Source organism: Vibrio xiamenensis, assembly GCF_900100015.1.
GTDB classification, from domain to species: domain Bacteria; phylum Pseudomonadota; class Gammaproteobacteria; order Enterobacterales; family Vibrionaceae; genus Vibrio; species Vibrio xiamenensis.
Genome location: NZ_FNDD01000018.1, coordinates 15,883 through 31,527, shown reverse-complemented (window position 1 = coordinate 31,527; position 15,645 = coordinate 15,883). Strand labels below are relative to the sequence as shown.

General features: G+C 47.5%; 18 protein-coding genes. 10 read left to right on the top strand and 8 right to left on the bottom strand.

Going from position 1 to position 15,645, the window contains the following annotated elements:
* Positions 1-36: 36 nt before the first annotated feature.
* From nifD to BLS03_RS14740, 3 genes are all read right to left on the bottom strand, one after another.
* Positions 37-1,506 carry a nitrogenase molybdenum-iron protein alpha chain gene (nifD, locus tag BLS03_RS14750; RefSeq protein ID WP_245696704.1) on the bottom strand — a complete coding sequence of 490 codons (1,470 nt, stop codon included), beginning with the start codon at positions 1,504-1,506 and terminating at the stop codon, positions 37-39.
* Between the two features lie 59 nt (positions 1,507-1,565).
* The gene (gene nifH, locus BLS03_RS14745) at positions 1,566-2,447 is read right to left on the bottom strand and encodes a nitrogenase iron protein (protein WP_093275479.1); all 882 of its coding nucleotides are present in this window, start codon (positions 2,445-2,447) and stop codon (positions 1,566-1,568) included.
* Positions 2,448-2,709: 262 nt separating this feature from the next.
* A complete protein-coding gene (locus BLS03_RS14740) occupies positions 2,710-2,997 on the bottom strand; it encodes a winged helix-turn-helix domain-containing protein (protein WP_093275477.1) in 288 nt (95 codons plus the stop codon).
* 205 nt (positions 2,998-3,202) lie between these two features.
* On the opposite strand from BLS03_RS14740, the gene BLS03_RS14735 reads away from it, so the two are divergent.
* Genes BLS03_RS14735 through BLS03_RS14720 form a run of 4 tightly spaced genes read left to right on the top strand, consistent with a single transcriptional unit; the run spans position 3,203 to position 5,606 of the window.
* Positions 3,203-3,550, top strand: coding sequence for an ArsC family reductase (locus BLS03_RS14735; RefSeq protein WP_093275475.1), 348 nt, complete (start codon positions 3,203-3,205; stop codon positions 3,548-3,550).
* Between the two features lie 15 nt (positions 3,551-3,565).
* A complete protein-coding gene (dapE, locus tag BLS03_RS14730; RefSeq protein WP_093275472.1) occupies positions 3,566-4,699 on the top strand; it encodes a succinyl-diaminopimelate desuccinylase in 1,134 nt (377 codons plus the stop codon).
* 17 nt (positions 4,700-4,716) lie between these two features.
* Entirely contained in the window at positions 4,717-5,397 is a 681-nt protein-coding gene (locus BLS03_RS14725; RefSeq protein WP_093275667.1) for a M15 family metallopeptidase, read from the top strand.
* Positions 5,398-5,399: 2 nt separating this feature from the next.
* Positions 5,400-5,606: a DUF2897 family protein gene (locus tag BLS03_RS14720; protein WP_093275470.1), complete on the top strand. Its 207-nt coding sequence runs from the start codon at positions 5,400-5,402 to the stop codon at positions 5,604-5,606.
* Positions 5,607-5,722: 116 nt separating this feature from the next.
* On the opposite strand, the gene bamC is transcribed toward BLS03_RS14720, so the two are convergent.
* Together bamC and dapA are read right to left on the bottom strand one after the other, a co-directional pair.
* The gene (gene bamC / locus BLS03_RS14715) at positions 5,723-6,760 is read right to left on the bottom strand and encodes an outer membrane protein assembly factor BamC (RefSeq protein ID WP_093275467.1); all 1,038 of its coding nucleotides are present in this window, start codon (positions 6,758-6,760) and stop codon (positions 5,723-5,725) included.
* A gap of 58 nt (positions 6,761-6,818) precedes the next feature.
* Positions 6,819-7,697 (bottom strand): 4-hydroxy-tetrahydrodipicolinate synthase, encoded by an 879-nt coding sequence (dapA, locus tag BLS03_RS14710; RefSeq protein WP_093275465.1) that lies wholly within the window; start codon positions 7,695-7,697, stop codon positions 6,819-6,821.
* 374 nt (positions 7,698-8,071) lie between these two features.
* Here dapA and BLS03_RS14705 point away from each other — a divergent pair, with 374 nt between their 5' ends.
* Together BLS03_RS14705 and bcp are read left to right on the top strand one after the other, a co-directional pair.
* Positions 8,072-8,614, top strand: a complete 543-nt coding sequence (locus BLS03_RS14705) for a glycine cleavage system transcriptional repressor (RefSeq protein ID WP_093275461.1) — start codon at positions 8,072-8,074, stop codon at positions 8,612-8,614.
* A gap of 12 nt (positions 8,615-8,626) precedes the next feature.
* Positions 8,627-9,097 (top strand): thioredoxin-dependent thiol peroxidase, encoded by a 471-nt coding sequence (bcp, locus tag BLS03_RS14700; RefSeq protein WP_093275456.1) that lies wholly within the window; start codon positions 8,627-8,629, stop codon positions 9,095-9,097.
* 73 nt (positions 9,098-9,170) lie between these two features.
* Here the strand turns inward: bcp and BLS03_RS14695 are convergent, their stop codons facing one another.
* From BLS03_RS14695 to BLS03_RS14685, 3 genes are all read right to left on the bottom strand, one after another.
* The gene (locus BLS03_RS14695) at positions 9,171-11,042 is read right to left on the bottom strand and encodes a methyl-accepting chemotaxis protein (RefSeq protein ID WP_093275451.1); all 1,872 of its coding nucleotides are present in this window, start codon (positions 11,040-11,042) and stop codon (positions 9,171-9,173) included.
* 189 nt (positions 11,043-11,231) lie between these two features.
* Positions 11,232-12,302, bottom strand: coding sequence for an AI-2E family transporter (locus BLS03_RS14690; RefSeq protein ID WP_093275446.1), 1,071 nt, complete (start codon positions 12,300-12,302; stop codon positions 11,232-11,234).
* Positions 12,303-12,527 (bottom strand): sulfurtransferase TusA family protein, encoded by a 225-nt coding sequence (locus BLS03_RS14685; protein WP_093275442.1) that lies wholly within the window; start codon positions 12,525-12,527, stop codon positions 12,303-12,305.
* A 236-nt stretch (positions 12,528-12,763) separates the two neighbouring features.
* On the opposite strand from BLS03_RS14685, the gene bepA reads away from it, so the two are divergent.
* Genes bepA through BLS03_RS14665 form a run of 4 tightly spaced genes read left to right on the top strand, consistent with a single transcriptional unit; the run spans position 12,764 to position 15,587 of the window.
* On the top strand, positions 12,764-14,218 hold the full coding sequence (bepA, locus tag BLS03_RS14680) for a beta-barrel assembly-enhancing protease (RefSeq protein ID WP_093275438.1): 1,455 nt from the start codon (positions 12,764-12,766) through the stop codon (positions 14,216-14,218).
* 36 nt (positions 14,219-14,254) lie between these two features.
* Positions 14,255-14,599 (top strand): arsenate reductase (glutaredoxin), encoded by a 345-nt coding sequence (gene arsC, locus BLS03_RS14675; RefSeq protein WP_093275436.1) that lies wholly within the window; start codon positions 14,255-14,257, stop codon positions 14,597-14,599.
* The gene (gene wrbA / locus BLS03_RS14670; protein ID WP_093275433.1) at positions 14,596-15,171 is read left to right on the top strand and encodes an NAD(P)H:quinone oxidoreductase; all 576 of its coding nucleotides are present in this window, start codon (positions 14,596-14,598) and stop codon (positions 15,169-15,171) included. The genes arsC and wrbA overlap by 4 nt, the downstream gene beginning before the upstream one ends.
* Positions 15,171-15,587, top strand: a complete 417-nt coding sequence (locus tag BLS03_RS14665; RefSeq protein ID WP_425445114.1) for a DUF2069 domain-containing protein — start codon at positions 15,171-15,173, stop codon at positions 15,585-15,587. Before wrbA ends, BLS03_RS14665 begins: the two co-directional genes overlap by 1 nt.
* The last annotated feature ends 58 nt before the right edge of the window (positions 15,588-15,645 follow it).

The following is a 15,645-nucleotide window of genomic DNA, read 5'->3' as shown; positions in this document are numbered from 1 at the left end:
TCGTGAACGCTGGTTCGGTTCAAATACTTCCGTGTATTAGGCGGTTTGCGCTAATTCAACGTCAGAGTCTTTCTCAGCAAGCCAAGGTGCTGTCATTTTGTTCCAGCAAGGGTTGTTGAGGGTTAAGTCCATGTCGCGAGCAAAAATCGCGAAACCATCGACGCCGTGGTATGGGCCTGAGTAATCCCAGCTGTGCATTTGACGGAAAGGGAAACCCATTTTCTGGAATACATATTTCTCTTTCACGCCAGAGCCGATAAGGTCTGGGTTGAGTTTTTTGACGAACTCTTCGAGCTCATAGCTGGATGCATCATCCATCAGCAATGTCGCGTCTTTCATCTCAGGAACGGTTTTGACGTAGTCATCGTTGTGGGCAAATTCATAACCTGCACCGACGATTTCCATACCAAGATCTTCGTACGCACCGATAATGTGACGAGGACGCAGACCACCGACATAAAGCATCACGCGTTTGCCTTCAAGGCGTGGACGATACTTCTCAATCACCGCGTTCCATTGCTGCTCATAACGCTTAATGACTTCTTCGGTTTGAGTCTGAATTTTTTCATCAAACATCGCGGCTATTTTGCGCATCGATTCAACGATTTTGGTTGGACCAAACAAGTTGTATTCCACCCATGGCACGCCATGTTTTTCTTCCATGTAACGTACGATGTAGTTCATCGAACGATAACAGTGCACCAAGTTCAGTTTGACCTTAGGTGTGGCTTCCATTTCAGGCAGAGTGCCGTCACCAGACCACTGAGCAACCACGCGAAGTCCCATGTCTTCGAGAATGATGCGTGATGACCAAGCATCACCACCGATGTTGTAGTCACCAATGATCGCAACGTCATAATCAGTGCCTTCAAACTCGATGCTGTCTGATTTATCAAGCACATGGTCACGAATGGTATCGTTGGCGATGTGGTGACCCAGCGATTGCGATACACCGCGGAAACCTTCACAGCGCACTGGCACTACGGTTTTACCGAGATCTTTACTCTTGGTTCTGGCGACCGCTTCGATGTCATCACCAATCAAACCAACCGGGCACTCGGACTGCACTGAGTAGCCTTTGGCAAGTGGGAACAATTCATCCAACTCATCCAATGCAGCAGCGAGTTTTTTATCCCCACCAAACACGATGTCACGTTCTTGGAAATCGGTGGTAAAGTTGATGGTGCCAAAACTGTCAACACCGGTTGAACCCACGTAGTAGTTACGACGACCTGCGCGGGAGTATTGACCACAACCGATAGGACCATGAGAGATGTGAATCATGTCCTTAACCGGTCCCCATACCACCCCTTTTGAGCCGGCATACGCACAACCACGAACAGTCATCACACCAGGGAGTGATTTACGGTTTGAGGTAATGCACTTACTGCTGCCTTCGCTTGCAGGGTCATTCACTGCAAGGTGCTTTCTACGGTCTTCGCGAGCAACCTCGGGATAGACTTCCAACACCTCATCAATGAGTGCTTGTGTCTCTTGCTTATTCATTGACATCCTTGCCTCCAGATATCGTTAAATTTCAGTTCAGCGCAAACGCTGCGCTGGCGTTATGCGACAGCTTCTTCGCTCGCGGTTTTACCGATGATGGATTCATCTTCTTCATCGATGATGCCGAATTCCATCAACAACTCTTCAAGATCATCCATAGTCGATGGCTGTGGAATAACGAACAGTTTGTTGTCGATGATTTTCTTCGCAAGGGTGCGATATTCATCCGCTTGAGCACAGGTTGGATCGTATTCGATAACGGTCATACGGCGGATTTCAGCACGTTGAACGATGTTGTCACGAGGGACAAAGTGAATCATCTGAGTACCGATTTTTGCAGCAAGTGCTTCGATCAGTTCGTCTTCACGGTCAGTGTTACGTGAGTTACAAATCAGACCTGCAAGGCGCACACCACCGGTTGCTGCGTATTTACAGATACCTTTAGAGATGTTGTTGGCTGCGTACATCGCCATCATTTCGCCAGAGCAAACGATGTAGATTTCTTGCGCTTTGTTTTCACGAATTGGCATCGCGAAACCACCACACACAACGTCACCCAATACGTCGTAGAATACGAAATCGAGATCGTCTTCATACGCGCCTTCCTCTTCTAGGAAGTTGATTGCAGTGATAACCCCACGACCTGCACAGCCAACACCTGGCTCTGGACCGCCTGACTCAACGCAGCGAATGTCGCCGTAACCGGTTTTTAGTACGTCTTCCAATTCGATGTCTTCAACCGAACCCGCTTCTGCCGCCATTTCCATGATGGTGCTTTGCGCTTTAGAGTGAAGGATCAAACGAGTTGAATCCGCTTTTGGGTCACAACCAACAATCATGACTTTTTTGCCGAGCTCAGCGAGCGCTGCAACGAGGTTTTGAGTAGTGGTTGATTTACCGATACCGCCTTTTCCATAAATCGCACATTGACGAATTGCCATGGTCTTTCTCCTTGATTAAATAAGACTCGCAGACCTTAGGTGCTAAATTCGCACCAACAATTAATCCGCTAAAAATCAATCAATTAGGAAATATGGCGTACGACGTTGTTCGCTCCGTTTACGACATTGTCGGTTTTGCAACACGGTTTTTGTAAGTTGGTCTTGTCGTAGCGACAAACCTTAGCCAGACGTAACAGCGATATAAAGAAGACAAAGAAAAAGCCAGCGAATGCTGGCTTTTGATGAAGATTGTGGCGACACATTAGGCTCGAAAACCCAAGCTGGCGGCAATGTCCGATTGACGTTCGCTGACCCATTGAGCATCAAACGGCCCCCAATCGGACAATTGATAATAACCGTCATTGTGACGTCGACCATCTTGAATGAACATCAATTCAATGCCAATTCCCGGCAATGCTTTGATCACATCTTGAATGGTACGACGAGGCCAACCCGTTTGTTCAATCAGTTTCGGCACATTTGGCCGATCCAGATTTTCGACTAACAACGCCAGATACAAACGCCTGGCAAAAACAGGACTCAACTCCATTGATACCTCCCTAAAAATCTCCAAGGTCATTATTTCTGTTTTATTCGGCCATGTGTTGCGTTCGATCAATAACACCCCATTCGGTGTGGGTATTTGTCAGGCAAATGCTGGCGAGATAAAATTTTTGGCGCGGCTTTTGTCTCGATGGGCGCTTCCTGATAGGATGCTGGAACAATAAAAATATCAGCATAACGAAAGGACCATTATGGCCATTACCATGTACGGCATTCCCAACTGCGACACGATTAAAAAAGCCAAAAAGTGGTTGGAGAACGAAAATCAAGCCTATCAATTTCACGACTATCGCAAAGATGGTGTGAACGCCGAATTAGTCAGCACGTTTTGTCAGCATCTGGGCTGGGAAAATGTGCTTAATAAGCGCGGTACCACTTACCGCCAACTAAGCCAAGAACAGAAAGATAGCCTCAATGAGCAAAACGCGATTGCGCTGCTGGTTGAACAACCGGCGATGATCAAGCGCCCGATTTTGCTGGTTGATGGCCAGTACCACTTAGGTTTTAAAGCTCAGCAATACGCTGACATTTTTGCGTAATAAAGGAATTCAAGGATGACGGATAGCCCGGTTTTGGCGCTCGCCAAAGATTTAATTAGCCGCCAATCGGTAACCCCAGAAGATGCGGGTTGCCAAGAGATGATGATCGAGCGACTGCAAGCGCTAGGCTTTAGCATCGAAACCATGGTATTTGAAGATACCACCAACTTTTGGGCACGCCGCGGCACCGAGGCGCCACTGTTTGCCTTTGCAGGCCATACTGATGTGGTGCCTGCCGGTCCGGTTGACCAATGGCACACTCCGCCGTTTCGCCCAACCGTGATTGATGGTCATTTGCATGGCCGCGGCGCAGCAGATATGAAAGGCTCATTGGCATGTATGGTGGTGGCTGTGGAACGCTTTATCGAGCAAAACCCGAATCACCAAGGCTCAATTGCGTTTTTGATTACCTCTGATGAAGAAGGCCCGTTTATTAACGGTACGACGCGCGTGGTGGATACGCTCATGGAGCGCAGCGAAATCATCGATATGTGTATTGTCGGTGAACCATCAAGCACCAACTTTGTTGGCGATGTGGTGAAAAACGGCCGCCGTGGCTCGATCACGGGCGATCTGACCGTCAAAGGCACTCAAGGCCATGTTGCCTACCCGCACTTAGCTAACAACCCAGTGCACCGCGCTCTGCCAGCCTTAGCCGAATTAGCCGCCACTCAATGGGATGAAGGCAACGAGTTCTTCCCGCCAACCAGTTTTCAAATTCCTAACCTCGCAGCAGGTACAGGGGCGTCTAACGTCATTCCGGGTGAGTTTACGGTGCAGTTCAATTTCCGTTTCAGCACGGAACTGACGGATGAAGAAATCAAACGCCGCGTTCACTCCACCCTTGATGCCCACGGCCTTGACTACGATCTTAAGTGGACGCTAAGCGGTCATCCATTTTTGACCGATACCGGTGATTTGCTCACCGCGGTCGTCAAGGCGGTGTCGGACGTCAACCACAAAGAGCCACAACTGCTCACCACTGGTGGTACCTCAGATGGACGTTTTATCGCTAAGATGGGCGCTCAAGTGGTCGAGCTTGGTCCGGTCAATGCCACGATTCACAAAGTTAACGAATGCGTAAACGTAGCTGACTTGGAAAAGCTCACTGATATGTATCAGAAAACCTTAGAAAATATCCTTGGATAACGGCTGAATTGCTTATGATGACTCCTTTAGAGCTGACCGGCCAAACGGATAGCCATCTAGGCTCTACCTTGGTTGGCCAGAAAACTTTTTTGGTTCACCCGAACGTTGAACATGATCTGCTGGCACTTAAACAGGCGGCCGACAACGCCGGATTTGAGTTTAATATCGCCAGTGGCTTTCGCGATTACCAGCGCCAATGCACCATCTGGAATAACAAGATGTCTGGCCAAAGTGTCATTCTTGACAGTAACAGCCAACCGTTAGACAGCCATGGGCTGTCAGACGGACAAAAAGTGCAAGCGATTTTGCGCTGGTCGGCGCTACCAGGCTCGAGTCGTCATCACTGGGGCAGTGATTTCGATGTTTTTGACCGCCAGGCTCTGCCCGATGGCGAAACCTTAAAGCTTGAGCCTTGGGAGTATCTTGACGGCCATCAGAGTGAGTTTTATCAGTGGCTAAAAACGCATTTGGCCGAGTTTGGCTTCTTCTTTCCTTATCGGCAAGATTTAGGTGGCGTGTCGCCTGAGCCTTGGCATATTAGCCATCGCGCAACCGCGCAGAGCTGCCTTGAGGCGCTGACACCTAAGTTGCTCGCTGAGCAAATTAGCCAAACGCCGTTTTTGGGCGCTGAGTATGTACTTGAGCACCTCGATTCGATCTACACTGGTTATATCGCCAATATTGATCAAGCGAGTTAGCCATGCTGGATCTTCTGTTTAATCCTTGGGTCATCACCATTATTGTGGTGTGTGTGATTGTCGGCAATATCGCCGCGCTCAAACAGACCGCGGATTTGCAAATGAACCTGCGCAAGAAAAAAACCGATTTAGATAAGCTCAATGAGTTGGATAAGCGCAAACAAGCGAATGCGAACAATCAAGAGCCGCGCGAGGACAGCGAGCGCTAATTCACGCGCAGGCTCTGCACGCTGTACCAACCTAGGCGAAAGAAACGACACGCATAAAAAAAGGGAGCCTTGGCTCCCTTTTGTGTTTTGCTCATTAACCTATAAGCGTGGCGCGATTATTTCGTCGCACTTGCCGCTTCTTGGCTTGCGACCGCTGAAATCACTGGCACCATGTCTTTAAGCACCGATTCCGTCACCGGTTTGCCATCACTGTTGGTGATATTAATCGAGGTACGGTTGCCCAAGTCACCTAGTAAGAAGGTGTAAGTACCACCTTTGAGGTGCACCGGTTTCACGCCGATTTGCGTCCAAAATTCGTCTTTTGGCGCGGCGTATTTCGCTTTGACGGTACCTTGCGACTGGTTACGGTCTTCAACGCTAAAGCCCATGCTTGGCAGTAACGTCGGAATACGTTCCCACAATGTATTGTATGGCGTGCGCGCAATAATCACTGGCAAGCCACTGCGATCCGTCCCCATAGAAACCGGAATCTGCTTGATCTGTTCTTGCGCTTTACGTGCCGCTTCAGCGCGTAAATCGCTGTCGTAGCGAGCGGTGACTAAGTTGGTCATCAGCGCGTTGTAACGCTCTTTATTGGTCTCGGTAACCGGCTTCTGTTTGCCGCCTTCACGCCAATCAATCAAAGAGATTTTAAAGCCATGCTGACCGTTGCTTTCGATTTTAGTCAACTCGTAACGGCTGCCGATTTCTAACTCTTCGTCTTCTGATTTCCAAGTCACCCAATCGGTTTCTAAACGGCTGTCGGTTTGTGAACGCAGTTTAATGTGGTTTTCTTTGCCCATTTCCAAAGCGGTTTGCCACACTTTGTCGAGATCGGCTTCGCGAGGCAGCCACAAGGTCACTTCACCATCTTTACGCTCAGCGCGTGCGCCTGGAATCAATTCCAGCACTTGCTGCGGCGGACGAATATCCACATCGCGACCTGTTCCACCAGCGTATTCACCCGTTGGAATATCAAAGTTGGCGTAATGTTGACGTTTAACACCGGCAGGATAGTTCCATGCTTTGAGAGCTGGCGTATCTAAATACTCGAAATCATCTTTCGCCTGACGGCGCTGAGTCGGACTGCTTGAACAAGCACTTAAAACAAAAACAGCCAGTGAACTAACAACCAGCTGATGAGAAAACTTCATCGAAACTCCTAAGAAACTTAAAGGCCGAAGCCCAGATGGCTTCGGCGTTTATCGTTCATTATACAATGCACGCCTGTTTCATTGCTTGTGCAACAATCGGTTGTGCTTTTTCAGACAATACTGTCAATGGCAAACGCAGTGAACCGTTTTTAATCAAACCAAGCTGATGCGCGGCCCATTTCACTGGGATTGGGCTTGATTCTACAAACAAATTCTTATGCAGCGTCATCAAACGTTGGTTGATGATGTCTGCTTCTTCAAATTTACCTTCACTGGCCAATTTGAGCATGGTTGCCATATCGGCGGCGGCGATATTATTGGTTACAGAGATGACGCCTTGACCACCCGCTTTCACAAAATCCAAGCCCGTGGAGTCGTCACCACTAAGTAAGATAAAATCTTCGCCACAAAGTTCACGATGAATTTTAACTCGGCTTAAATCACCGGTTGCATCTTTCAGTGCAACGATGCTTTCAATTTCAGCTAAACGTGCGACGGTTTCTGGCAGCAAGTCAACAGCAGTACGGCCTGGAACGTTATAAAGGATTTGCGGAACATCACTCTCTTCGGCAATCGCTTTATAGTGAAGATACAAACCTTCTTGAGTCGGTTTGTTGTAATAAGGAGTGACACTTAAACAACCAGCGATGCCAGAGTTATTAAGCAGACGACTAAAGGTCACTGATTCGTGGGTTGCATTTGCGCCCGTACCTGCAATCACAGGGATACGCCCATCAGCAAACTCGACCGTTTTCATAACCACTTTGACGTGCTCTTCAACCGTAAGCGTCGCAGATTCACCCGTGGTTCCAACCGCAACAATGCCGTTGGTGCCAGCTTCTACATGATAATCAACCAGCTTCTTCAAGCTCACGAAATCCACTTCGCCATCTTGAGTAAACGGTGTAATTAACGCTACGATACTTCCTGAAAACATGTCTCTCTCCCTCATTTTTTTACTTTCTGCATGGTACTGTAAGGCGATTGATAAAAACAAGCGATTCCCGACGCTTAATACCGCTATTTCGCTGAATATTTATCGAATGTTAGAACTCTGGCAAATTACACTTTCCTCAAGCTTCGGTGTCAGCTTTACGTCAAAGCCGATTGGCGATTGTTTTCATCCTCAAACCAAGCGAATTTTTGCGTAACAAATCACTTTTCACTCCACTATAAGCGCCATCTATATCTTTGTTCAGTCAGCGTTTTTCTGTCCCAATTTGGCCATTCAAACCCGTCTACAACGTTTCTATTAAAGCGATGTGTGCTAAGCTAAGCCACTAATCAAGTTCATATGGATAGAGCGCAACTATGATTCAACACATGGTGATTACGGCAGTCGGAGCTGACCGCCCAGGCATCTGCAATGAAGTCGTCGGTTTAGTGACCAAATCAGGATGTAATATTGTCGATAGCCGTATCGCTATCTTTGGCAGTGAATTTACCTTGATTATGCTGGTTTCAGGTAACAGCAACGAACTGGCCAAAGTCGAAACCACCCTGCCATTTCTTGGCCAGCAACATGATCTCATCACCATGATGAAACGTACTGCTAAACATGAACAGATGAGTAATGTCTATACCATCGAAGTGTTTATTGAGTCGGATGACCAAGTTGGGCTAACGGAAAAATTCACTCAATTTTTCGCCGCCAAAGGGATCGGCTTATCGTCTCTTAGCGCTCAAACCATTGAGAAAGCAAAAATTCAGCACGAATCAGACCAATTTCATATTGCGATCACCGCAACCGTCGATGACTCGTGTAACTTGATGCAATTACAAGAAGAGTTCAATGCGTTGTGCGAGCAGCTTAAAGTGCAAGGTTCGCTCAACTTTATAAAGAACAGCCAATAAAAAGGAATCACAATGAATACGTTAACTGCGGGCGCACCAGCACCAGCTTTTGCGCTGCCAGATCAAGACGGAAACATCGTTAAGCTCGCTGATTTTAAAGGCAAAAAAGTCCTGTTTTATTTTTACCCGAAAGCCATGACGCCAGGTTGTACTGTGCAAGCTCAAGGCCTGCGTGACGTGAATGCTGAGCTTACTGACCACAATGTTGTGGTGCTTGGCGTAAGTATCGACCCGGTTAAACGCCTTGGTAAATTCATCGAACGCGATAATCTCAATTTCACTCTCTTGTCTGATGAAGACCACGCAGTTGCAGAACAGTTTGGTGTGTGGGGCGAGAAGAAGTTTATGGGTAAAGTCTACGATGGCCTGCACCGCATCAGCTTTTTGATTAATGAAGATGGTGTGATTGAACACGTGTTCAACAAGTTCAAAACCAAAGACCACCACGAAGTGGTTTTAAACTACCTTAATGAAAACGCATAAAAGCGCTCAAATGCAGATAAAAAAGGCCAGTAATAACACTGGCCTTTTCCTTAGAAATTACTCAAATCATTGATTAAACGATAAATTTATTCAATATCGCATCTTGGTCACGCACATTTTCGATTTGAATTTGCATATTCATGTTGGAATGTTCAGCTGACTCAGCCACTTGAGTAGAGAGATCTTTAATCTTGACAGTATTGGTGTTGATCTCTTCCGCCACCAAACTCTGCTGCTCAGATGCTGCGGCAATTTGCGTATTCATATCGGTGATACGAGCGATCGCTTCACGAATACTTTGCAGCGCGATATTTGCCGCCTGAGAATTATCCACCGCTGAAATCGCGGTATGTTTACTCTCGTTCATCGCCGCCGCTACAGAACTTGCGCCCGCTTGCAGCTGTTCGATCATGCTGCGAATTTCAGTGGTCGATTGCTGAGTGCGGCTAGCCAAGGTGCGAACTTCATCGGCCACCACAGCAAAGCCGCGTCCAGACTCACCAGCCCTCGCCGCTTCAATCGCCGCATTAAGCGCGAGCAAGTTGGTTTGATCGGCAATGTCATTGATGACCTTCAAAATGGTTTCAATGTTAGACGTTGCGGTTTCTAAACCTTGCACTTCTTCGACCGCTTGATCAATTCGCGCCGACAGAGCATCAATGGACAAGGTGGTTTCACTGACCACTTTTGAGCCCTCTTCAGTGGCGTTTTCCGCATCTTTGGCCGCCGATGCTGCGCCCTGAGCATTATTAGCCACATCCCCAGCGGTGACCGACATTTCATGCATTGCGGTTGCTAGTTGCTCAAGCTCCATCAATTGACTGCGCATGGCATCTGCTGATTGCTGCGCGCCGATAACCGACTTTTCTGAATTTTGCAAAATTTCAGCGCCGATGGCTTTTGACTGGCTAATTTGCTTTTGCAGCGTTTCAGAAAAACGGTTAAAACCATCGGCTAGCTCAGCGAACTCTTTGTCCGTATTGGTATCGATACGCTTAGTCAGATCGCCCTGCCCAGACGCCACATCTTGAATAGCGGAATTCAGCGTACTTAAAGGCCGCATTAAGAATTTAATCAGTAACGTTAACAATACGATGCTGACGACCACACCCAGCAATCCATACAGAATCGAACTCATGGTCATGTCGTCAATCGCCGCAAACGCCACCGATTTATCGACAATCGCACCCACAAACCAGTGCTCTGAGTTCACCTTCTCGAAATCTATAACGTAATCTTTACCGTCAAGTTGATACGGTTGAGGCCCTTCTTTGATCGTCAAGCCAGGTAAATAAGTTTCAAGCTTGGCACCGTTGTTATCGACATCAGGATGGGCAATCGTCATACCATCCGCTGTGACCAAAAACAGGTTACCAGCATCGAATAGGTTAACGCTGTTGATCAAATCCGCCAATCCAGACAGCTCAATATCAAAGAACATGCCTGCAACGAATTGATTTTGGTGATAAATCGGCACACCAATTGAGATGATAATTTTCTTTGACGCCATATCCAAGTAAGGCGCAGTGACCACTAACTTGCGCTCAGCTTTCGGCCCTTTGTACCAAGGGCGAACACGGGGATCGTAGTCGGCCCCAGGCACCCAATTGTCATCATTTTCGATCATGCTGCCATCGCTATCATAAGCATAACCAACCGCCAAAAATTCATTTTTTAACTTTGATGACTCAAGGACTTCTTTGATATGAGCCTTATCGAAAGGCGCTAATGCGAGTGACTCGCCCACCGCTTGTGCGAGTGATTTTTTCCCGTCTAACTTGGCATCGACGGTATTCCTTGTGGCTTGGACCATCTCTTTTAAGCTGGTGCCAATTAAACTGTGCATCGTCGTATCAATCGTAAAAACTTGTTTGATCGACAATAGCCCAATGGTAATGAACAATAAAAACGAAGACGCCGTTACAATCTTTTGACTAAACCTCATACTATCCCTTTCTGATTACATCTTTTAATCCTACTTATAAATATCGGTCAATTTTCAATTAGTTTTAGAAATTTTATCTATATTGTTGAAAATATTATTCAATCAATACAAAACGGCCCCGCCACACAAAGTGACAGGGCCGTTTTTAGACTGCATAAAATGCTATTTACCGCTTAGCAAAGCCTACATCTAGGAAGCGCTTGCTTCTGGCTCATCTTGGCTAGGCAAAGCATTCCACACCGCTTTAACCAAGGTTGCCAATGGAATGGCGAAAAACACCCCCCAGAAGCCCCACATGCCGCCAAACACCAACACCGCAACGATAATCGCCACCGGATGCAGGTTCACCGCTTCGGAAAACAGAATTGGCACCAGCACGTTGCCATCCAAAGCTTGGATAATGCCGTAAGCGAGCAGCAACCAGTAGAACGGCGGCGTGAGTCCCCATTGAAATAACCCGACCACTGCCACAGGTACAGTGACCACAGCCGCGCCGATATAAGGAATCAAGACCGACAAGCCAACGGCTACTGCCAAAAGTACCGAGTAACGTAAGTCGAGCAACGCAAAGGTAATGTAACTGGCGATACCGACGATCAAGATTTCCAGCACTTTACCGCGAATGTAGTTGGTGATCTGATCATTCATTTCATACCAAACTTTCATCGCCAATTTACGGTTCTTTGGCAATACACCTGACGCCATATTGAGCATCTGTTGTTTATCTTTGAGCAGGAAAAACACCAGCAGCGGCACCAACACCAAATAAATCGCAAGAGTTGCCACACTCATCAATGAGGCAAACGAGCCTTTGACCACGGTTTCTCCCATATGGATCACCTGGTTCTTAGTGTTCACCACAACCGTTTCAACGATTTGCAAGTTAGCCAGCTCAGGATAACGCTGAGGGATTTCGGCAATAAACTTCTGTACCCCGTTATACATATTCGGTATGTCGTTGATAAGATTGCCAACCTGCTGCCAAATCGTTGGCACAAGCACAAATACCGCCAGTACCATTAAACTGGTAAAAGTGACAATCACAAGCACCACTGCGGGCACTCGAGGAATCCCTAATCGGCCAAGTTTCACTACTGGCCATTCCAATAAATAAGCCAACACAATCGCCACCAACAGCGGCGCAATTAAGTGGCCAAAAAAGTAAATAATGATGAATCCAAACAGAAGGATTGCTACCAAACTCACCGCATGAGGGTCAGAGAAACGTCTCTTATACCAGCGAATGATCATTTCAAACATTCAATAAACTTCCTTTACCGCGTCCAAACAGTAATCACTGTCTGTGTTAGTACACATCACCTTAAACCCTTGATGATGAAGATAATTGACAATATCTTGTTGCGCAGATTTGTCGCTAACCCAAATGGTATAACGTGGGCTGTTGCTCGCCTTAATGTGACGCTTGGCAAGTAATAGTGCCATCGGGCAACGCTCATCACGTAAATCTAAAATATTGGGTTTCATTCTCTGGTTTGATGCTTATCATAGAAGCGACATTGTATAGTGTTTTTCAAATAGCGTCAGTGAAAAGCATCAGTAAATAATGGCATTATATTTACCGGACATTTGACGGCGAATTTGCCAATTTGTCGAGCGCTTCCATAGGGTTACTCATAGTTTGATACAAAAAGCCAGTTTGAAACAAAATGGCCTTAGTGATGTCAAAGACCGATAAGAAATAAGGATTATTACCCACTGTTATGCTAAAACGAACTCGTTCTTTGCTTTACTTATGTATCTCAGCCGTACTTACACCCAGTTTCACCGCTTATGCCAATAGCAATGATCTTCCCGACATTGGTACCACGGCAAGCGGCACCCTAACTATTGCTCAAGAACGCCAATATGGCGATGCTTACATGCGTATGCTGCGCAGCAGTAAGCCTATCATCGACGATCCAGTGGTCAATGAGTACATCGATAGTTTGGGCCACCGTTTGGTTGCCAACGCCAGTAATGTAAAAACCCCATTCACCTTTTTCATGATTCGCGACCGTAATATTAACGCCTTTGCGTTTTTTGGCGGCTATGTCGCGATGCATTCTGGGCTGTTTTTGCATGCCAAAAGCGAGAGCGAATTGGCTTCGGTATTGGCGCATGAAATCTCCCACATTACTCAGCGCCATTTAGCGCGAAGTATGGAAGAGCAAGCGCGTCGCTCACCGGCAACCCTAGCGGCGCTTGCTGGCTCATTGTTATTAGCCATCGCCGCGCCAGAAGCAGGGATTGCCGCCATCACCGCAACCACAGCGGGAAATGCGCAAAGCCAAATCAACTACACGCGTGCCAATGAACGCGAGGCAGACCGTTTTGGTATCGAAACGCTGGAAAAAGCCGGATTTGAAGCGCGCGCTATGCCGCAATTTTTCACTCGTTTAGCCGACGAATACCGTTATGCGAGTACGCCTCCGCCAATGCTGCTGACTCACCCATTGCCCGAAGATCGAATCACTGACAGCCGCGCACGCGCGCAGCAATATCCGGTGCGCCATCTCGCGCCATCGATGCCTTACCAACTGACTCGAGCACGTGTCATCGCGCGTTATGCCGGCATTGATAGTACCGCCGCATTAGACTGGTTCGATCGCACAGAGAAAAAATCATCACCAAGCATCAAAGACGCCTTTGATTATGGCCGAGCTCTGGTGTATCTCGACAGCCAAAAACTTGACCAAGCCAAATCCTTGCTTGATGCGCTGCTTAAAAAAGACCCAGATAATAATTTCTATCTTGATGCGATGTCGGATCTGTACATCGCTCAGCAGCATCCAGAAAAAGCTCAGACTATGCTGGAAGCGGCGCTAAAAGTGAACCCAAGAAATCCAGTCCTAACCATTAACTACGCCAACAGCTTGATTGAAGCAAAAGACAATCAAAAAGCTGTGCGAGTATTACAGCGTTATACCCACGATAATCCAAATGATCTCAATGGCTGGCACTTGCTTTCACAAGCTAATGCCCATTTAGGTAACAACGCGGAAGATCTCGCCGCTCGCGCAGAAATTCTGGCCTTAAAAGCCGATTGGAATAAAGCGATTCAATATTACACTCAAGCCAGCAAAATCGCTGACTTAGGAAGCCTGGAACAAGCGCGCTATGATGCTCGCATTGACCAATTAATGGCGCAGCGCGACCGATTTATGGCTCTGCAATAGCCATCACCACAACAATAAGATTAGGAGAAACTGCTCATGTCTGTCGTTATCTACCACAACCCACGTTGCTCAAAAAGTCGCGAAACTCTGGCTCTACTCGAAGACAAAAACATTGCGCCAGAGATCGTGAAGTACCTTGATACACCGCCAAGTGTTGAACAATTAAAAACCTTGTATGCTCAACTTGGCCTTACTAATGTGCGCGATATGATGCGTACCAAAGAAGCCGAATATAAAGAATTAGCGCTTGCCGATGCCAACGATGAACAACTGTTTGCCGCGATGGCGAGTCATCCAAAACTGATTGAACGCCCGATTGTGGTTAAAGATGGCAAAGCCAAACTTGGCCGTCCGCCAGAGCAAGTCCTAGAGATTCTATGATTCGCATCATCGTCTTGTACTACAGCCGCCATGGCACCACGCGCAATTTGGCGCGATTCATTGCTCGCGGAGTGGAATCGGTTGACGGCTGTGAAGCCTTGCTGCGCTGCGTAGCAGAGATTTCCCCGGATGAGCCTGCGCCGCTCGACCCGGTGATTACGCTTGATGAACTCAAAAACTGCGCGGGGCTTGCGATGGGCAGCCCTGTGTGGTTTGGTAATATGGCCGCGCCACTCAAGCATTTTTGGGATCAAACAACAGCACTGTGGGTCTCAGGTGACTTGATTGATAAGCCAGCCTGCGTATTTACAAGCTCTTCAAGCATGCACGGCGGACAAGAAACCACTTTGCACACCATGATGTACCCGTTGCTGCATCACGGCATGATGCTCATGGGCATTCCATACTCGGAGCCGAGTTTGCATACCACGCAATCTGGCGGGACGCCTTATGGCGCCTCAGCACTAAGCAATGACAAAACAAACCTGTCGAGCGAGGAAAGCACGCTGGCCAAACAGCTTGGTAAACGTTTGGCCACCACAGCGCTAAAACTCAGTCGCGAGCCGCTATGATGACAAACAGTTTGACTCGACCATCACGCTGGCTGGCGCTAATAGGAAACCTTGGGCTGTTGCTGTGGGTCGTTGCTTGGCAATTGATGATCTCGCCCCACCCACACTTAAATAGCGCGGCAATGGCGCTGGCTTGGAGCATTCCTTTGCTGCTGCCTCTACCGGGCATCTTGGCTGGCAAACCTTATACTCATGCTTGGGCCAACTTTGTGTTGATGGTGTATTTTCTGCACGCGTTAACACTAATCTATGTGGATAACGGTGAACGCTGGCTGGCACTGATTGAATTACTGCTGACCAGTTGCGCGTTTGTGGGCAATACCTTGTTTGCACGGCTGCGCGGTAAAGAGTTGGGACTTAAACTCAGCAAATTATCCGAAGTCGAAAAACGCGAAAAGCAGGACTTTGAATCCTAACATTCGTGCGCTTTTGCCCTGACAATTTGCCGCAGAGAGAAAATAAAAAAGAGCCTTA